The following is a 16,423-nucleotide window of genomic DNA, read 5'->3' as shown; positions in this document are numbered from 1 at the left end:
ACGAACGCCCACAGAAAGACCCAGCCCAGGCTGATCCGGGCGACCGCCCAGACATAGTCGACCGGCTGCCTGACGGCCTGAAGCTCAACGGCCGAGGCCTTGACGGCCGGCGCGGGAACGGCGTGCGCGGGAACGGCGTTCATGACCGGCCCGGTGTGAACGTCGTGTCCGTGAGTGGTGGCCATGACGGCTCCCCTTTCCGTGTAGTTCCGTGGTGTTCCGTGGTCTTTGCGACGTCCTCATCACACCGCTTCCCGAAGCCCGGCCACAGTGCCGTACGAACCGCGTCACGATCTCGAACGTCCCTGTCACAGAGGACCTTCGGCCCTGTCACGCGGCGCGCGGCGGAAAGGGCGTGCGCCAGGCGGCGCCGATCCGCCTGGCGCACCCGACGACTCCGACCAGCCGATCGGCGAGCGTGAGCCGACACCGACGACCCTCCCTCACACGAAAGGGAACACGTCACCAAGACCCCATCCTCGGCGCGACCGTGTCGCGGCTGTCCACACGGACGATCGCCCGGACCCGCGTCGCGACCGCCGTCAGGTGATCGGCGGCGTGGCTCTAGCCGAAACTGCTCCGGTAGGTGTGGGGACTGACGCCGACGACGCGTTTGAACCGGTCGCGGAAGGCGGTGGGCGAGCCGAAGCCCACCTGGGCGGCGATACGTTCCACGGAATGGCGGGTGGTCTCCAACAGGTGCTGGGCCCGGCGGACACGGGCCCGGTGCAGCCACTGCAATGGTGTGGTGCCGGTCTGCTCACGAAAGCGCCGTATCAGGGTGCGGGTACTCGTGCCGGCGTGGCCGGCGATGTCCGCCAGGGTGAGATCGCGGGCGAGGTTGTCCTCGATCCAGCGCAGGAGAGGTTCGATGGCCGAGCCGCGGGGGGTGGGCGGGTACTGCTGCACGATGAACTGGGCCTGGCCGCCCTCGCGTTCCAGCGGCATGACGGACAGCCGGGCGGCGTCGGCGGCGACCGCGGAGCCGTAGTCGCGGCGGATCATGTGCAGGCACAGATCCAGCCCCGCCGCGGCGCCGGCCGAGGTGAGGATCTGCCCGTTGTCGACGTAGAGCACGTCCGGGTCGACGTCGATGTCGGGGTAGGCGGTGGCGAGCCGGGTGGCGGCCAGCCAGTGGGTGGTGGCGCGCAGCCCGCCGAGCAGTCCGGCGGCGGCGAGGATGAAGGTGCCTGAGCAGATGGAGGCGATCCGGACGCCGTCGGCGGCGGCTCCGCGGAGCGCGTCACGGACGGCCGGCGGCAGGGACCTGGCGGGATCGGCGGTGCCGGGCACGATGACCGTGTCCGCGTCCGCGAGTGCCTCCAGTCCCCACGGGGCGCGCAGGGTGAAGAGGCCGGCGTCCACGTCGGGCCGCTCGGCGCAGACCCGCACCCGGTAACCGGGGCGGCCGTCGGGCAACCGGGTGCGGGTGAACACCTCGATGGGGGTGGACAGATCGAAGGGGATCACCTGATCCAGCACGAGAACGACGACGGTGTGCATGGCGAGAACATATCCCCGCACCGGATTCCCGCCAACGGCTCCCAACTGCCCTTCGTCGGCCCGCGGGGCACGAACAGCCGTTGGCGATAACCCGTTGGGAATTGTCATTCCTGCCACTAGGAGCCAGGAGACGCCGCTGGCTAGCCTCGACCGCGTCCCGACACTTCTCAACGAAACGGACACCTTCGTGATCGCCTGGCTCGATACCGTCACAGCCTTCGCGTTCCTCCGCGCGGACGGCGCCGCGGGCACCTCCGCCGCGCCGGGCGGCCGCCGGCAGGAAGGGCACCGACGATGAGCCTCGCCGCACCGATCATGATCGGCGTCGTGTACGTGTGCCTGATGTCCCTGATCCGCGAACCGCACCGACGCAGGTTCAACGCGATCATGGTGGCCGGAGCCGGCGCCGCCTACCTCAGCGGCGGGGGTTTCGGCCCGTGGGAGTTCGCCTTCACCGCCGCCATGACCTACTGCGCCTACCGCGGCCTGGAGTCGTGGACGTTCATCGGCATCGGGTGGCTGCTGCACACCGGCTGGGACCTGCTGCACCACCTGCACGGCAACCCGATCATCCCCTTCGCCGACCACTCCTCCCTGGGATGCGCCATCTGCGATCCCGTGATCGCCGTGTGGTGCCTCTCGGGTGGCCCCCCGGTCACCGCCCTGCTCCGCGCGCGTCTCGGCCGGCCCCGCGTCGAACCGCCCACGACGCCACCGCCCTGATCGCACCGGCACGCATCCCCTCCGGGCGAATCCTGCACGGCGTGGCCAGGTGCTGGGGCCTGTACGGACTTCGGATCTTCTGGGGGTCGAAGGCTTCGGATCCACGAGATGGCTCCGCGTAGATGCAGGCCGGCGAGGTAGCTTTCGGAGGTCTTGTCGAAGCGGAAGGCCGGTCCGCGCCACTCCTTGATCCGGTTGACGCAGCGTTTCGCCGTGTTGCGTTGCTTGTAGAGCTCTGCATCATGGCTGACCGGGCGGCCGCCGCGGGGGCGGCGTTTCTTGCGGTTGGCCGCCTGGTCGGCCTTTTCGGGGATGTCGTGGGTGACGGCCTTGATGCGGCGCTTGCGTAGACAAAGACGGTTACCGCGGGAGGAGGAGGCCTTGTCGGCGGCCACCGTGGCCGGACGAGTGCGCGGTTGGCCGATGGGCGGGCGGATCGTGACCCCGGGCCAGGGCAGCGCGAAACTGCGGGTTGTCGCCGGCGCCTGTGGCGGGCCCCGGCGGCGATCCGCATACGGGCGCGGTGTGGAAGACCGTCCGCGCGTGCGGGGCCGCCGCTCAGGGCCCATCCTTGCCGGCCGCGGACTTGCGCGTGGCGTGCGCTTTTCCGGTACTGCGCAGCAGGGCGGACTGGTCGAGGGCGACGTCTCGGGCCGCGCCGGTGAAATCGGCGAGGAACCGGAGTTGATCGGTGGTGCAGGCCGTCAGGCGCTGCTGCAGGAAGACGGCCATCGGCCGGTAGAGCTCGCCGAGCTCGGCGAGGCGGTCGGGCAACTGGCTGATGATCACGCGTCGGCGGTCACCGGGGTCGTGCTCGCGCCGGATCAGCCGCTGTTCCTGCATCCGGTCGAGCATCTTCGTGACGGCGCCGGTGGTCATGCCCATGCGCTCCGCGATCTGCGTGGGGGTCACAGCCTGGCCCGAGCCCACCAGGTTCAGACAGTGCAGGTCGTTGACCGGCACGCCGAGCTGGTCGGCCACGGCGTTCTGAAACAGCGTCGTCGCGCTGACGAACTGCGGGATCAGCGCGACGACGGCGGCCTCCAGTTCTCCTCGTCCCTTTGACATCTCGCTCCTCGGCAAAGTAGCTTCCTTAAGAAGTAATCATCTTGAAGATGCTACTTCTTCAAGTTGTTGACTCACCGTGAAGGGTAACCAATGAAAGCTCTGATCATCGGCGGCGGAGTCGCCGGGCCGGTGGCGGCCCTGGCGCTGCAGAAGGCCGGCATCGACTCGACCATCTATGAGGCCCGCCCCCTCAGCGCGCACGGCGTGGGCGCCTCGATGGGGCTGTCCACCAACGGGCTGGCGGCGCTGCGAATCCTGAACGTCCACCGCGCCGTCGCCGACGCCGGATTCCCCTGCCCGCGAGGCGTCATGTGGCTCGGCGACGGCCGACGACTGGGTGAAGACGTCCCGACCCCCCTGTCAGACGGCACGACGGCCGTCCAGATCCTGCGCGCCGACCTGTACGCCGTGCTGCACGATCACGTCACAGTCAAGGGTGTGCGTACCGAGTACGGCAGACGCCTCGTCGAGGTCGGCCACCGCGGACAGCACGTCGTCGCACGCTTCGCCGACGGCGGCGAAGCGGTCGGCGACGTGCTCATCGGCGCCGACGGCATGCGTTCGACGACCAGGCGATTCGTGGCTCCCGACGCCCCCCGCCCCCGCTACTGCGGCGTCTTCGGCACCAACGGATTCGCAGAACTCGACCTGGAGGGCGAGCCCGGCACCTTCCACATGGTGTTCGGCAAACGAGCGTTCTTCGGCTACGCGCGACACCAGGACGGCCGCGTCTGGTGGTTCGTCAACATCCCCGCCGGTCAAGAACCCTCCCCCGCCGAACTGGCGGCGATCCCCGCCGGACAGTGGCACCACCGGCTGCAGGAACTCCTCTCGGCCGACACCTCGCCCGCCGCTCGGATCGTCCAGGCCACGCCGGCCGGGTACGACTGGTTCGTGTCCCACCAGATGAAAGCGCCAAGAACCTGGTACCGGGGCCGGACCGTACTGATCGGCGACGCCGCCCACGTCACCTCTCCCAGCTCGGGACAGGGGGCCGCGATGGCCATGGAGGACGCCGTCGAGCTCGCCCGCTGCCTGCGCGACCTGCCGGTGGCCGACGCTTTCGCGGCCTACCAACGGCTTCGCGAGGGACGCCTGCGCAAAGTGCACGCCGGTGCCCAGCAGGTCAACCGGAGCAAGTCCGCCACCGGACCGGGCCGAGTGATCCGCGACGCGATGTTCCCCGTGCTCATGAAGCGGCTCGGCGGCCCGCAAGCCCTCAGCTGGCTGTACGACCACCGCATCGACTTCGACGACAAGGTCACGACCTGAACGGGCACGCCCATCCGACGGTGTTCGCGATGCGGACGACGAGCGAACGGGTGAGGAACCGTCTGGTCGCCCATGCCGAGCGCCTGCCGGGCGCGGACGCGCCGCCGCGGGAGCCGCACGAGCGGCAGGAAGCGGTCGTGCGCATGTTCGCGGAGGTGCCACCCTGGACCCCGCGTTCTTTCCCCGGAACGGGGAGGAGACTCCAGGGGGCCGGCGATGTCCCCTCAATGCGGTGATGTGGCGATGCATCAAGGCCGTCATCCCGGACAAGGCCGACCAGGCGGCCAGCCGCAAGAGACGCGGCTCTCTCGGCGGCCGCCCGATCAACCATGACTCCGAGCTCTACAAGCAGCGCAACCCGGCCGAACGTTGCATCAACCGGGTCAAGGAATGGCGCGGGCCGGCTTTCCGCTTCGACAAGACGCCCGAAAGCTACCTGGCCGGCCCTCATCTACGCGGAGCCGTCTCGTGGCTTCGAAGCCTTCACCCCGCTTAAAGATCCGAACTTCGTACAGGCCCCAGGAGTGCGCCGCGTAACCGGAATGATCACTCTTGAGAGTGAGGGCAGCAGGCGGACGAATCCGGATAATAGGCGGATGTTCGCAGCGGCCCGGGCCAGTAGGACGGTCGACGGGGTACTCACGGTGAGCGTGGTCCTGGCCACGATGGTGCCGCTTCTCCCGCCCGACCCCCATCCATGGTGGATCATCGGGCTGGGGCTGCTGGCGTCGGTACCGGTGGGGTGGCGCAGGCAGGCGCCGATGGCGGTGGCGGTGGTGGTCGGGGCTGCGATGTCGGTGCTGGTGACGTGGGAGAAACCGTTCCTGCCCTTCGGGCCGCTGCTGGCCGTCTACACGATCGCCGACCTGAGCCCCGCCCGGAAGAGGCTGGCGGCGATTCCACTGATCGTGGCGGCCGTGGGTTCCTCATTGGTACTGCCAGGAGAGAGCGAGGAGACCTTCCGGCTGGTGGGGACCGCCTTCGTGGCCGCCTACGCGCTGGGCACCAGCACCAGGGCGAGCCGCTCACGAGCCGCCGAGCTGACCGAGCGGGCGCGGCGACAGCAGCAGGAGCACATCGCGGCGGCGGCCGAGGAACGCACCCGGATCGCGCGCGACATGCATGACATCGTCACCCATTCCGTTGGATTGATGGTGGTCCAGGCCGAAGCCGGGCCAGTGGTGATACGCAGCGACCCCGACAAGGCCGAAACGGTTTTCGACACGATCGCCGACACCGGAAGGGGCGCGCTGGCCGAACTCCGAGGGGCGCTCGCCGCCCTGCGAATCCCGGGCGAAAGCAACGGACCGGCATGGGGCCATACCGGCGAGCGCCTGAGCGAGTCACTGTTTCAGCCGCGTCTGGCCAACCTCCCCGCGCTGCTCGACCGCAGCGGTCTCGATGTGGTGAGCACGACCGCCGGCACCCCGCGCCTGACCACAGAAAACATCGAGGCCGCCGTCTACCGCATCGTCCAAGAGGCACTCACCAACGTGCGCAAGCACGCCGGTACGCGTGCCGCACGCCTCACTCTGACCTGGGGACAGAACCTGACAGTGGAAATCGCCGACGACGGGCGAGGACCGGGCGAGGGCGGCGGATACGGGGTGGCCGGGATGCGGGAACGGGCGACGGCATGCGGCGGGACACTCAACGCCGAAGCGGGACGGAACGGAGGATTCATGGTGAGAGCTGAATTTCCGCTTGAATAGCCCGCATGTTACGGGTGCTCATCGCCGACGACCAAGACCTCTTCCGCGCGGGATTCGGGCTGATCCTGGAAGCGCAGCCGGACATGGAAGTGGTCGGTGAAGCCGCCGACGGACAGGAGGCGATCGCCGCGGCCAGGCGACTCCAGCCGGACGTGGTCCTGATGGACGTGCGAATGCCGGGCATGAGCGGCATCGAGGCGACCAAGGAGATCTGCGCCACCACCACCGCCAAAGTACTCGTACTCACCATGTTCGACCTCGACGAGTACGTCTACGACGCGGTCCGGGCAGGAGCGAGCGGTTTCCTGCTGAAGGACATCCGGCGCGACGAACTGGCCCACGCCGTGCGCACCGTCGCCTCGGGTGAGGCCCTGCTGGCCCCGGCGGCGACCAAAAGGCTACTCGACGACCTGGTGCGCAGACCCGCCCACGGCGTCGCCCCCCGCCTGACGACCAGGCTGAACGCACTGACCGAACGCGAGCGCGAGACGCTGAAGCTGGTCGCGCACGGCCTGTCGAACGCGGAGATCGCCGCCGCACTCGTGGTCACCGAACACACGGTCAAGACACACGTCAGCCGCATGCTCGGCAAACTGGACCTGCGAGACCGGGTCCAGGCCGTGGTACTCGCCTACGAATCCGGGCTGGTGGTCGCCGGCGAGAGTGACAACGGAGATCACACCCGCGAGTGACGCGCCGGCCGAGTGCGAGAAAGCACGATCATCGGCATGGCACGCATCCTCCTCACCCTCGCCTCCGCCCTCCTGACGCACTTCGGCACCGGCCTCCACCCCATCTGGTGGCTCACCTGGCTCGCACCACTACCTGTCCTGTTCCTGGCTCGCCAGACGGGCAGAGGCACGGCCTTCACCGCCGGGACACTCGTCTGGCTCGCCGGCCAGGCGCAGATGTTGCCGTACTTCACCGGACCCCTTGAGATGCCGCCCACGCTGGCCGCCGCCCTCATCGCCGGCCCCGCCCTCTGCTACGGCCTGGGCGTGCTGCTCTTCCGCACCCTGCTCGCACGCGGCAGGCCACTCCTGGCGGCCTCAGCCCTACCGGCCGTCTGGGTCACCACCGAGTACGCCATGAACCTCGCCGGACCGCACGGGGCCTGGTGGAGCCTGGCCTACACGCAGGCCGACTTCCTGCCCGTGCTGCAGACCGCCTCGGTCACCGGGGTCTGGGGCATCACCTTCCTCCTGCTGTTCGTACCCGCCTCCATCGCGGTCCTGCGGCCACGCACAGCGGTGATCTCGGGCGCGCTGGTCGCGCTCACGCTCGGCCACGGCCTCCTACGGCTCACGACGCCCGCCGACACCGGAGGACGGAAAGTCGCACTGGTCGCGACGGACAACTCCGAGGATCTCGTCCGCCGGTACGGCGAGGCGGTGGACACCGCGGTGACCCACGGTGCGGAGATCGTGGTGCTGCCCGAGAAGGTTTTCAAGACCACCGACCTGCCGTTCACCCGCCCGGGCGTGGAGGTGATCGTGGGCATCGCCATGGAGACCAACAGCGCGATGAGCTACCCCTCCGGCGTGCGCTACGACAAACACCACATGATCCCCGAGGTGGAGCGCGAATTCCGGCCCGGCACCGACCTGGCCTTCCTCGACGGCAACCGGCTCGGCCTCATCATCTGCAAAGACCTGGACTTCCCCGGCCTGGTCAGGGCCTACGGCAAGGCCGGCGTCGCCGCCCTGCTCGCACCTGCCTGGGACTTCGACGAGGACGCCTGGCTGCACAGCCGCATGGCGGTGGTGCGCGGCGTGGAGAACGGCCTGGCGGTGGCCCGCACCGCACGCGAGGGACGACTGACGGTCAGCGACGCCCTCGGCCGGATCGTGACCGAGCGCCACAGCGACAGAACGGGCATGACCATGGTCACGGCCACCCTGCCCCGGAAGGGCTCGGCCACCCTCTACACCGCCCTGGGGGACTGGGCCGCATGGGCCTCGGCAGGATTGCTGCTGCTCGCACTCGGCGCGCCGGCTCGCACGAAACCCTCCGGCCCGATGAGCGAGGGCCCACTCGACGAGACCACGACAGGCCCGTCGACACCGAGCTCGGCGCGCGGGCCGGCGAATCACCCCTCCACCTCTGCGTCCGCCGTCATCGGCACGCCCCCGAAGGGAGAATGAGGCAGACGGGAAGAACCGGCACCCGGACCGGATGCCGCCGAAGGTCACCCGGGGGCGGGGCCGTCGAGCGGCACGTGACGAGTTCGGGCGTCACGGAGAAGCGCACGCCGACATGCGTCCAGCGGCGAGGAAACACCCCGGCCGGGAGGGGCGCCGGCCGGCGCAAGCATGCCATGTCGCCGGAGTCCATCGCGGCGCACAAGAAATGCCGGACCGGCACTCCCGATACCCGGAGGGACCTCAACGCCGCGCATGGCGGATCCTCAACCGCCCCAATCCCATGGCCCCGGAGATCCGGATCCTCGGCCCGCCGGGGCGGAAACACCGCCGGGGCCGATAGCGCGGGCCCCTCCATCCGGTGCGCAGATCCTCGACGTCGACGATCGCGTCGCGAGGCACCGTGATCCTGGCTCCGCCGGTACCCAGGTACAGCTCGATGTCGACCACCGGATGCTCGATGACCGCCCGGGACAGATCCAGGTGCACCCTCGCGAGCGCGGACTCGACCTTGAGGATCCGAGGTACCCGCCACGCGCCGCGCCGCCGGATCCGTCCGCCGACGGCGGCGATCGTGGACGTGATGCCCGCCTCCTCCGGGAGCGAGGCCAGAGCCGACCCGAGCTCGCCGTGCGTCCCGGCGGTGAGCGCCCGATGGAGGCGCTCATCCAACTCCTCGTGCGAGATGTGCCCTTCGGCGTACGCCTCCTGCAGACGCCGCACGACCATGTCCCGGTCGTCCTCGCCGATCGGCGACGACCGGCGGTCCGGCCCGTCGGCCCGGGCCCTCACCGGCCCCTGCGCCTGTAGGCACGCAGCGACAACGGGACGAACACCACCAGCAGCACGACCGACCAGAGCAGGACGGCGGCCACCGGATGCGCGAGCGGCCAAGCCGTGTCCCCGAACTCCCCGGACGGCACGCCCGGGTTGCCGAACAGCTCCCGGGAGGCGGCGGTGAGCGCGCTCACCGGGTTCCAGTCGGCCAGGAAACGCAGCCAGCCCGGCATGCCGCCGGTCGGGACGAACGCGTTCGACAGCATCGTGAACGGCAGGAACAGCGGCACCATCGAGTCGGCGACCTGGTCGTTCTTCACCGCCAGACCCACATAGACGCCCACCCAGCTCAGCGCGTACCGCAGCACGATCATCAGCAGGAACGCCTGGACCGTGGGGACCAGGCCGCGATGCGGCTGCCAGCCCACCAGCAGGCCCGCCCCCACCATGATGGCCAGCATCAGCAGGCCGACCAGGGAGTCGGCGCCGGTCTGCCCGAACGGCACCGCCAAGCGCGCCATCGGCATGGAGCGGAACCGGTCCATCACACCGCGGGAGGCGTCGGCGGCCGTCCGCGTCATGACCCCCATCACCGCCGAGAAGGTCACCATCGCGAACAGCCCGGGCATGAGGTACTCGCGGTAGTCGCCGCCGCCCGGTACCTGGATCGCGCTGCCGAAGACGTACCCGAACAACACCACCATGACGGCCGGGAAGACCAGCGCGGCGACGAGTTCGCCCGGATCGTGTCGCAGCCGTCCCAGCTCGCGGCCGACCAGGGTCAGCCCGTCGGTGAACGTCCACCGCAGGCGGCGGCCCAGCGGCGGGGCAAGGTCGGTCATCGGACCAGCTCCTTCCGGTCGGTGAGGCGCAGGAACACCTCATCCAGGGTGGGACGGCGCAGCCGCACGTCGGCCACGGCGACCCCGGCGCGGTCGAGCTCGCGCACGATGCCGGCGAGCCGGAAGCCGCCGCCCGGCAGGGCGACGCTGAGCCGGTCGGCGCCGGTCACCGCGGGATCGGTCCCGGCCAGGGCCTTCAGCGCGGTCACCGCCGGACGCAGGGCGGCGAGGTCTTCGAGAACGACGTCGAGGCGGTCGCCGATCGTGGCCTTCAGCTCGTCGGGCGTGCCCGTGGCGATCACCTGTCCGCGGTCGACGACGGCGATGTCGTCGGCCAGCTGATCGGCCTCCTCCAGGTACTGCGTGGTGAGCAGCACCGTGGTGCCGTCCGCCACCAGCTCGCGGACGTTGTCCCAGATCTCGCCACGGCCGCGCGGGTCCAGACCAGTGGTCGGCTCGTCCAGGAAGAGCACCTCGGGGCGCAGCATGAGGCTGGTGATCAGATCGAGACGGCGCCGCATGCCACCGGAGTAGCCGGTGACCTGCCGATCGGCGGCGTCCATCAGACCGAAGCGTTCGAGCAGCTCGTCGGCCCGCCGGTACGCCTCGCGCCGGGACAGGTGGTAGAGGCGCCCGAACATGCGCAGGTTGCCACGGCCGGTGAGCTTCTCGTCCACGGCGGCGTACTGGCCCGCGAGCCCGATCCTGGCGCGCACCTTGCCGGCCTCGCGGACGACGTCGTACCCCGCGATGCGGGCGTGCCCGGCATCGGGATCGGACAAGGTCGCCAGGATGCGCACCGCGGTCGTCTTCCCCGCGCCGTTGGGCCCCAGCACGCCGCAGACCGTTCCTCTCGGAACGCTCAGGTCCAGCCCCCGCAGCGCCCGGGTGTCGCCGAAGGACTTGTGCAGCCCCTCGGCGAAGACGACCGGATCCGCCATGATTCCTCCACTGGGTACATTGTACGCGGTCAAGGCGGCCAGGCTAAGTTACTGGGTACTATGTACGCAAGTAGGGGGTGCAACAGTGACCGACACCGAATACGTGAACATCTGGATGCGGCCCGAACGCCCCGCCCGCGGGCCGAAGCCGACCTACAGCCGCACCCAGATCACCGAGGCAGCCGTCCGGATCGCCGACACCGAAGGCCTGGAGGCCGCCACCATGCGGCGGATCGCCGCCGAGATCGGCACGGGCGCGATGTCCCTCTACCGCTACGTCCCAAGCCGCGACGACCTCATCGCACTCATGGCCGACCGGCTGATGGGCGAAATCGACGTCGCCGGACTACCCTCCGACGACTGGCGCGCGGACCTGACACGCTACGCCGACGAACTGCGGGCGATGTGGCTGAGACACCCGTGGATCGCCACCGTACAAAGGTCACTCCCCAGCTTCGGCCCCAACCAGCTGCTCCTGATCGAACGGCTGATGGGAGTGCTCGACACCCTCGTCTCCATCGACGAGAACCTCAGCCTCATAGCCATGCTGAACAGCTACATCGAAGGCACCGTCCGCGAGGAGATCAGCTCGGCCAAGGAAGTCCGCCGCAGCGGGCTCAGCGAGTCGGAGTGGATGGCACGGAGCTACCCGTACATCGACCGGCTGGTGAAAAGCGGGGAATACCCGATCTTCACCAAGATCGTGATGGAGGCGCGCCAGCCGCACCTGAGCCGCGACGACCAGTTCCGGTACGGACTGAAGCGCGTCCTCGACTGCATCGCCGCGGCCCTCCCGTCAACGTCCGAATCTCCGAGGTCGGCGCACCGGGAGGAGCGGGAAGACCGCGACGGTTAGCGACGGCCGGGCGACGGCCGACGGCCCGCACCGCACCTCACCGCCCAGGACTCCCCCCACCGGACCGGGACCGCCGGACAGGACCCGGACCGCGGCCGCCCGCACCGGCCCCGAGGAGGACTAACCGTGACTGCCCTCCGGAACACTGTCCGCGGACATGCCCCCCTCCCCCGGAGCGCTCGTCAGGTAGACGTGCTGGTGACCGTGGCCGGCGTCGACATTGATCTGGTCGAGTTGTGTCGCCGCGACAGACCACGTCGCGACGGCCGCGGACCGCTGACGGGCCGCCAGATCGAGGAAGGGCTGCCGCAGATCCGCGGGGAGCCCCCGGCCGGACGCGTACGAATCGACCGCGATCGCCATGGCGTCCACCGCACTACGGAATCCCGCACGAGCCACGTTGGTCGCGGTCGTCCCCGAGGGAGTCTCCGCATGCCTGTCGACGGCCCGCCGCAGAACGCTCCGCCACCCGTCGACCTCCGCCGACTCCGCCGACCGCGCGCCGGGCTTCCCATCCCGGGGAAGCACCTCCGCGAGCCCGGACAGCACCCCGTTCAGCTCACCGGCGGTCACCCGCGCCGTGGAGGTCAGCTCACCGATCTGCTGGACGTCCCGCTTCGTCTCCGCCTCCCGCATCTCGGCGACGGCGACCTGGGAGGCGTCGGGGCTACCGAGGAGATAGCCCACCGGCCCGGCTATCGCGACGGCGGCGAGAACGGCCGCGACGTGACGCGCCCGGACGGACGGGCGAACGTCCGGCCGGGACGGGACACGGGGTGGCCTGACCGTTTTCGAGGACATCCAGCGGCTCCTGTCACCTGGCTACCCGGCCGACGCTACCGCTTTCAACGATCTACGTCCACGATCCCGCCGAACCCCGGAGGCCCCCCGTCTTTTGGTGGGCGCCTTCAGTCCGTCATGCTTTTTTTGATCTTGAAACTGCCCGACGCCTTTACAATGTAGATTTATAACGAGGCATCGACCTCGCCGGCCGTTCCCAGTCCGACGCGACAGCGGACACCACCCCCTCGTTTCACAAATGAAAACGATTATCGCTATCATTGGCTCACCCGTCCCCCTCCCAGGAGTGAAGACGCTTGGCCAGAAACGACGTGAGACCGGTGATCAAGCTGCGATCCACCGCGGGCACCGGATACACCTACGTGACCCGCAAGAACCGCCGCAACGACTCCGACCGGCTCAGCCTGCGCAAATACGACCCGGTCGTCCGCCGGCACGTGCTGTTCCGAGAGGACCGCTGACGCGACGAGAGAAGACGTCCACCCCGACCGCCACCCCGTGGCGTTCCGCTCCCAGGAAGGAAACCGCATGTCCGCCCACTGCCAGCTCACCGGCGTCAAACCGGTCTTCGGCAACAACGTCTCCCACTCCCACCGGCGCACCCGCCGCCGCTGGAGTCCCAACATCCAGCCCCGCCGCTACTGGCTGCCCGCCGAGGGCCGCTTCGTACGGCTGACGCTCAGCGCCCGAGCAGTCAAGACCATCGACAAGATCGGCGTCGAGGCCGCCGTGGCCCGCATCCGCGCCCGGGGAGAACGGATCTGATGGCGAAGAAAAGCAAGATCGCGGCCAACGAGCGGCGCAAACTCGTCGTCGTCCGCCACGCGGAGCGCCGGGCAGAGCTCAAGGAGATCATCCGTACCGGCTCCCCCGGCGAGCGAGCCCGGGCCGTCCGCGAGCTGAGCCGCCAACCACGCGACGCCAGCGCCACCCGGGTGCGCAACCGCGACGCCACCGACGGCCGCCCGCGCGGCCACCTGCGCAAATTCGGGCTCTCCCGGATCCGCTTCCGCGAGCTGGCCCACCGCGGCGAACTGCCCGGCGTCACCAAATCCAGCTGGTAAGGAACACCCCGACATGGCCGTCCCCAAACGCAAGACCTCCCGCAGCAACACCCGCCACCGCCGCTCACAGTGGAAGGCCACCGCACCCGACCTCGTCCCGGTCACCATCGGCGCGCACGAGCTGCTGATACCACGCCGGCTTGTCCGCGCCTACCGGCGCGGCCTCCTCACTCCCTGAGAACCACCTTCCGAGAGCCGCCTTCCGGGAACCGCCCCGAAGGCCGGCCCGCACCCCGGAGCCGCCACCGCGAACCCGCGCGGTGAACCCCGTACCACGAGAGGAGCCGTCATGTCCGTCCCCGTCGTCATCGTCGCAGGACTGCATCCCGAACCGCGCTCGGCCCTGGTCGACCGCCTGCTCGCCGAGCATCCCGGATCGGTGGCGATCCACCACGACCTGCGACAGGTGAGCACCGGGCGCGTGGAACGCGTCGTGCGCGACGCGTCGGGGACGCTGGATCTGCACGAGGTGCGGCTCGCGCACGGCTGCGTCACCTGCACCGTGCGCGAGGACCTCGTTCCCGTCCTGCTGTCGCGGGCGGACTCGGCGCCGCTGCTCATCGTGGAGCTGTGGGACTCGGTCGAGCCCAGGACCGTGGCCGAGGCCCTCGCCTGGCACGAGGACACCGTGCACCGCCTGCGCCTGACCGGGGTGCTGACCGCGCTGGACGCGGCACGCGCGACCGAGGACGTCTGCTGTGGCGACACCCTGGCCGCGCACGGCAAACACGCGGCGGCCGGTGACGAGCGCCACCTGGCCGGGGTGCTCACCCGCCAGATCGAGTACGCCACCGCACTCGTCGTGTCCGGCGCGGACGAGGAGGACGTCGAACTGGCCCTGGCCGTGCTCGGCCACCTCGCCCCCACCACCCCGGCCGGCCCCCCTGACCTCGTGTTGCCCGCCGTCACCGGTGCGGGGATCGACGTGGAGATGCTCGGGGCCCGCGTCGACCCGGCGACCGCCCAGCTGCCCTGCGACGCGCGGACCGGGGAGATCTCCACCGTGGTCTGGCACCGGCTGCGCCCCCTGCACCCCCAGCGGCTGTTCGACGCCGTCGACGAGCTGGTCACCGAGACCGTCCGCAGCCGCGGCCGGTTCTGGCTGGCCAACCGGCACGAACGCCTGCTCGCCTGGGACGCCGTGGCGGGTGTCGTCAGCGTCGAGGACGCCGGCCCCTGGCTGGTCACCCTGCCCGAGGCCGCCTGGGAGATGGAGAGCCCCGCCCGCCGCATGGCCGCCACCCTCGACTGGACCCCCCAGCTCGGCGACCGCGTCCAGCACCTCGCCTTCACCGGCCCCGACCTGGACCGCGACCGCATCCTTCGGCTGCTGGACTCCTGCCTGCTCACCGAGGACGAGACCCTGGCCGGCTCCGACGTCTGGGCCGGGTACCCCGACCCGTTCGCCTTCGTCCTCGACCTGAAGGAGACCTCCGTGTGAAACCTCGCCACGCGCACGCCGCCCTCCCCGCGCGAGGTGCCCGCCGGGTACGCGCCGCGGCCCGGTGGGAAAAGGACCGTCAGGCGTCGACTGCGGCCGGGACGCACTCGACGACGGTGTGCCGCGCCGTGATGTCGCGCACGGCGGCGATCCGCAGCCCGGCGGCCGCGGCCAGCGCCCGGTAGTCGTCGACGGTCCGTTCCCGGCCACCGGCCAGGACCAGCATCCGCAGGTTCATCTCCGCGAACATGGCCGGGTCCTCCCCCGAGACGATCGGTGACTCAAGGATCAGCACCCGGCCGCGCCGGCCCGCCGCACCGGCGCAGCGGCGCAGGATGGCGGTCGCCTCGGCGTCGGCCCAGTCGTGCAGCACGCGGTTGAGCACGTACACGTCGGCGCCGCCGGGCAGCTCGTCGAAGAAACTCCGCCCGACCGTCTCGCACCGGTCCGCCAGCCCGCGCCCGGCCAGGCACCGCTGCGCGCGTGACGCGGTGTCCGGCAGGTCGATCAGCACACCGCGCAGGCCCTCGTGGCGCGACAGCAGCTCGGCCAGCAGCGCCCCGGTACCGCCGCCGACGTCGGCCACCCGGGTCAGCGCCGACCAGCCGTAGGCCTCCGCCAGCTCGCCGTACCCGGTGTTGGCCGCCATCGTCGCGTCGAAGGAGGCGCTCAGCTCGGGGTTCGCGTCGAGATAGTGCCAGAACGGTGCGCCGAACACCGCCGGCCAGGCCGGTCGGCCGGTGCGTACCGTGTCCGCCAGGCCGGTGAAGGCCAGGTCCATCCGGCCGCCGAACCCGTCCAGGTCCAGCCACCGCCACATCGCGGAGGGGTGGTCCCGGCGCAGCAGGACGGCCGTCCCGTTCGCCGCGAACGTGCCGGGCCGGGGCTCGACGAACACGTCGTGGCAGACCAGATGGCGCAGCAGCCGGCCCAGCGCGTCCGGGTCCGCGCCGGCCCGGGCGGCCAGGTCGTCGATGTCCGAACCGTCCTCGTCCACCAGATCGGGCAGTCGCAGGGTGACGGCCACCCGGAGCGCCATCGGGGTCACCAGATCCATCAGCGGTGTCAGGGCCCGCCACGCGGTGAGCCCGTCCATCGTGGCGCCGCCGGTCGTCGCGGTCGCCTCGTCGTTGCTCGTCATACGCACCTCCTGTCCATATGGTGCGCGCCGAGGGCGGCCGTGGCTTGGACGAATCGGTGCTCGTTCTTCCCCGCCGCGCGTCTTCGAGACCGCCGGCGGGAGAGGGCCGGTAGACCGCCGAGCTTCTCGCGTCGAGGCCTG

19 protein-coding genes and 2 pseudogenes are annotated in these 16,423 nt (G+C 70.3%); 12 read left to right on the top strand and 9 right to left on the bottom strand.

Features of this window, described 5'->3' with window-relative positions; all coding sequences use genetic code 11:
* Positions 1 to 185, bottom strand: a pseudogene (locus tag ACTOQ3_RS40810) (hypothetical protein); the annotation flags it as partial.
* Between the two features lie 379 nt (positions 186 to 564).
* Entirely contained in the window at positions 565 to 1,503 is a 939-nt protein-coding gene (locus ACTOQ3_RS40805) for a GlxA family transcriptional regulator (RefSeq protein WP_440089231.1), read from the bottom strand.
* Between the two features lie 294 nt (positions 1,504 to 1,797).
* On the opposite strand from ACTOQ3_RS40805, the gene ACTOQ3_RS40800 reads away from it, so the two are divergent.
* The gene (locus ACTOQ3_RS40800; RefSeq protein ID WP_440089230.1) at positions 1,798 to 2,226 is read left to right on the top strand and encodes a DUF6010 family protein; all 429 of its coding nucleotides are present in this window, start codon (positions 1,798 to 1,800) and stop codon (positions 2,224 to 2,226) included.
* A gap of 89 nt (positions 2,227 to 2,315) precedes the next feature.
* Here ACTOQ3_RS40800 and ACTOQ3_RS40795 read toward each other — a convergent pair.
* Both ACTOQ3_RS40795 and ACTOQ3_RS40790 read right to left on the bottom strand, forming a co-directional pair.
* Positions 2,316 to 2,709, bottom strand: a pseudogene (locus tag ACTOQ3_RS40795) (IS5/IS1182 family transposase); the annotation flags it as partial.
* A gap of 75 nt (positions 2,710 to 2,784) precedes the next feature.
* Positions 2,785 to 3,294 carry a MarR family winged helix-turn-helix transcriptional regulator gene (locus ACTOQ3_RS40790; RefSeq protein WP_440089228.1) on the bottom strand — a complete coding sequence of 170 codons (510 nt, stop codon included), beginning with the start codon at positions 3,292 to 3,294 and terminating at the stop codon, positions 2,785 to 2,787.
* A gap of 90 nt (positions 3,295 to 3,384) precedes the next feature.
* Here ACTOQ3_RS40790 and ACTOQ3_RS40785 point away from each other — a divergent pair, with 90 nt between their 5' ends.
* The 5 genes from ACTOQ3_RS40785 to ACTOQ3_RS40765 all read left to right on the top strand — a co-directional run bounded on the left by ACTOQ3_RS40785 (position 3,385) and on the right by ACTOQ3_RS40765 (position 8,422).
* A complete protein-coding gene (locus ACTOQ3_RS40785) occupies positions 3,385 to 4,566 on the top strand; it encodes an FAD-dependent oxidoreductase (RefSeq protein WP_440089226.1) in 1,182 nt (393 codons plus the stop codon).
* A gap of 235 nt (positions 4,567 to 4,801) precedes the next feature.
* Positions 4,802 to 5,062, top strand: coding sequence for a hypothetical protein (locus ACTOQ3_RS40780; RefSeq protein WP_440089225.1), 261 nt, complete (start codon positions 4,802 to 4,804; stop codon positions 5,060 to 5,062).
* A gap of 100 nt (positions 5,063 to 5,162) precedes the next feature.
* Positions 5,163 to 6,278: a sensor histidine kinase gene (locus ACTOQ3_RS40775; protein ID WP_440089224.1), complete on the top strand. Its 1,116-nt coding sequence runs from the start codon at positions 5,163 to 5,165 to the stop codon at positions 6,276 to 6,278.
* 5 nt (positions 6,279 to 6,283) lie between these two features.
* Positions 6,284 to 6,970: a response regulator gene (locus ACTOQ3_RS40770; protein ID WP_440089222.1), complete on the top strand. Its 687-nt coding sequence runs from the start codon at positions 6,284 to 6,286 to the stop codon at positions 6,968 to 6,970.
* 36 nt (positions 6,971 to 7,006) lie between these two features.
* Complete coding sequence (locus tag ACTOQ3_RS40765; RefSeq protein WP_440089221.1) at positions 7,007 to 8,422, top strand: nitrilase-related carbon-nitrogen hydrolase; 1,416 nt, start codon at positions 7,007 to 7,009, stop codon at positions 8,420 to 8,422.
* Between the two features lie 240 nt (positions 8,423 to 8,662).
* Here the strand turns inward: ACTOQ3_RS40765 and ACTOQ3_RS40760 are convergent, their stop codons facing one another.
* Genes ACTOQ3_RS40760 through ACTOQ3_RS40750 form a run of 3 tightly spaced genes read right to left on the bottom strand, consistent with a single transcriptional unit; the run spans position 8,663 to position 10,979 of the window.
* Complete coding sequence (locus tag ACTOQ3_RS40760; protein ID WP_440089220.1) at positions 8,663 to 9,211, bottom strand: DUF1707 SHOCT-like domain-containing protein; 549 nt, start codon at positions 9,209 to 9,211, stop codon at positions 8,663 to 8,665.
* Complete coding sequence (locus tag ACTOQ3_RS40755; protein ID WP_440089219.1) at positions 9,208 to 10,038, bottom strand: ABC transporter permease; 831 nt, start codon at positions 10,036 to 10,038, stop codon at positions 9,208 to 9,210. Before ACTOQ3_RS40755 ends, ACTOQ3_RS40760 begins: the two co-directional genes overlap by 4 nt.
* Positions 10,035 to 10,979: an ATP-binding cassette domain-containing protein gene (locus ACTOQ3_RS40750; protein ID WP_440089218.1), complete on the bottom strand. Its 945-nt coding sequence runs from the start codon at positions 10,977 to 10,979 to the stop codon at positions 10,035 to 10,037. Before ACTOQ3_RS40750 ends, ACTOQ3_RS40755 begins: the two co-directional genes overlap by 4 nt.
* An 85-nt stretch (positions 10,980 to 11,064) precedes the next feature.
* On the opposite strand from ACTOQ3_RS40750, the gene ACTOQ3_RS40745 reads away from it, so the two are divergent.
* Positions 11,065 to 11,835: a TetR/AcrR family transcriptional regulator gene (locus ACTOQ3_RS40745; protein WP_440089216.1), complete on the top strand. Its 771-nt coding sequence runs from the start codon at positions 11,065 to 11,067 to the stop codon at positions 11,833 to 11,835.
* A 120-nt stretch (positions 11,836 to 11,955) separates the two neighbouring features.
* On the opposite strand, the gene ACTOQ3_RS40740 is transcribed toward ACTOQ3_RS40745, so the two are convergent.
* On the bottom strand, positions 11,956 to 12,636 hold the full coding sequence (locus ACTOQ3_RS40740) for a hypothetical protein (RefSeq protein WP_440089214.1): 681 nt from the start codon (positions 12,634 to 12,636) through the stop codon (positions 11,956 to 11,958).
* 296 nt (positions 12,637 to 12,932) lie between these two features.
* Here ACTOQ3_RS40740 and rpmG point away from each other — a divergent pair, with 296 nt between their 5' ends.
* The 5 genes from rpmG to ACTOQ3_RS40715 all read left to right on the top strand — a co-directional run bounded on the left by rpmG (position 12,933) and on the right by ACTOQ3_RS40715 (position 15,141).
* Positions 12,933 to 13,097, top strand: coding sequence for a 50S ribosomal protein L33 (gene rpmG / locus ACTOQ3_RS40735; RefSeq protein WP_440089212.1), 165 nt, complete (start codon positions 12,933 to 12,935; stop codon positions 13,095 to 13,097).
* 67 nt (positions 13,098 to 13,164) lie between these two features.
* Positions 13,165 to 13,401 (top strand): 50S ribosomal protein L28, encoded by a 237-nt coding sequence (gene rpmB, locus ACTOQ3_RS40730; RefSeq protein ID WP_440089211.1) that lies wholly within the window; start codon positions 13,165 to 13,167, stop codon positions 13,399 to 13,401.
* Positions 13,401 to 13,700, top strand: a complete 300-nt coding sequence (gene rpsN, locus ACTOQ3_RS40725) for a 30S ribosomal protein S14 (RefSeq protein WP_440089209.1) — start codon at positions 13,401 to 13,403, stop codon at positions 13,698 to 13,700. Before rpmB ends, rpsN begins: the two co-directional genes overlap by 1 nt.
* Before the next feature lie 13 nt (positions 13,701 to 13,713).
* The gene (gene rpmF, locus ACTOQ3_RS40720; RefSeq protein WP_440089207.1) at positions 13,714 to 13,878 is read left to right on the top strand and encodes a 50S ribosomal protein L32; all 165 of its coding nucleotides are present in this window, start codon (positions 13,714 to 13,716) and stop codon (positions 13,876 to 13,878) included.
* A 111-nt stretch (positions 13,879 to 13,989) separates the two neighbouring features.
* Positions 13,990 to 15,141 carry a CobW family GTP-binding protein gene (locus ACTOQ3_RS40715; protein ID WP_440089206.1) on the top strand — a complete coding sequence of 384 codons (1,152 nt, stop codon included), beginning with the start codon at positions 13,990 to 13,992 and terminating at the stop codon, positions 15,139 to 15,141.
* Between the two features lie 79 nt (positions 15,142 to 15,220).
* Here ACTOQ3_RS40715 and ACTOQ3_RS40710 read toward each other — a convergent pair whose 3' ends face one another.
* A complete protein-coding gene (locus tag ACTOQ3_RS40710) occupies positions 15,221 to 16,282 on the bottom strand; it encodes a methyltransferase (protein WP_440089204.1) in 1,062 nt (353 codons plus the stop codon).
* Positions 16,283 to 16,423: the final 141 nt, after the last annotated feature.

Source organism: Streptosporangium sp. LJ11, assembly GCF_051918945.1.
GTDB lineage: Bacteria > Actinomycetota > Actinomycetes > Streptosporangiales > Streptosporangiaceae > Streptosporangium.
The sequence above is the reverse complement of the archived record's forward strand: the minus strand, read 5'-3'. Positions and strand labels throughout refer to the sequence as shown.

Coding starts and splice junctions, on each gene's coding strand:
- ACTOQ3_RS40805 (WP_440089231.1), bottom strand. CDS start 1,503: ATGCACACCGTCGTCGTTCTCGTGCTGGATCAGGTGATCCCCTTCGAT.
- ACTOQ3_RS40800 (WP_440089230.1), top strand. CDS start 1,798: ATGAGCCTCGCCGCACCGATCATGATCGGCGTCGTGTACGTGTGCCTG.
- ACTOQ3_RS40790 (WP_440089228.1), bottom strand. CDS start 3,294: ATGTCAAAGGGACGAGGAGAACTGGAGGCCGCCGTCGTCGCGCTGATC.
- ACTOQ3_RS40785 (WP_440089226.1), top strand. CDS start 3,385: ATGAAAGCTCTGATCATCGGCGGCGGAGTCGCCGGGCCGGTGGCGGCC.
- ACTOQ3_RS40780 (WP_440089225.1), top strand. CDS start 4,802: ATGTGGCGATGCATCAAGGCCGTCATCCCGGACAAGGCCGACCAGGCG.
- ACTOQ3_RS40775 (WP_440089224.1), top strand. CDS start 5,163: ATGTTCGCAGCGGCCCGGGCCAGTAGGACGGTCGACGGGGTACTCACG.
- ACTOQ3_RS40770 (WP_440089222.1), top strand. CDS start 6,284: ATGTTACGGGTGCTCATCGCCGACGACCAAGACCTCTTCCGCGCGGGA.
- ACTOQ3_RS40765 (WP_440089221.1), top strand. CDS start 7,007: ATGGCACGCATCCTCCTCACCCTCGCCTCCGCCCTCCTGACGCACTTC.
- ACTOQ3_RS40755 (WP_440089219.1), bottom strand. CDS start 10,038: ATGACCGACCTTGCCCCGCCGCTGGGCCGCCGCCTGCGGTGGACGTTC.
- ACTOQ3_RS40750 (WP_440089218.1), bottom strand. CDS start 10,979: ATGGCGGATCCGGTCGTCTTCGCCGAGGGGCTGCACAAGTCCTTCGGC.
- ACTOQ3_RS40740 (WP_440089214.1), bottom strand. CDS start 12,636: ATGTCCTCGAAAACGGTCAGGCCACCCCGTGTCCCGTCCCGGCCGGAC.
- rpmB (WP_440089211.1), top strand. CDS start 13,165: ATGTCCGCCCACTGCCAGCTCACCGGCGTCAAACCGGTCTTCGGCAAC.
- rpsN (WP_440089209.1), top strand. CDS start 13,401: ATGGCGAAGAAAAGCAAGATCGCGGCCAACGAGCGGCGCAAACTCGTC.
- rpmF (WP_440089207.1), top strand. CDS start 13,714: ATGGCCGTCCCCAAACGCAAGACCTCCCGCAGCAACACCCGCCACCGC.
- ACTOQ3_RS40715 (WP_440089206.1), top strand. CDS start 13,990: ATGTCCGTCCCCGTCGTCATCGTCGCAGGACTGCATCCCGAACCGCGC.
- ACTOQ3_RS40710 (WP_440089204.1), bottom strand. CDS start 16,282: ATGACGAGCAACGACGAGGCGACCGCGACGACCGGCGGCGCCACGATG.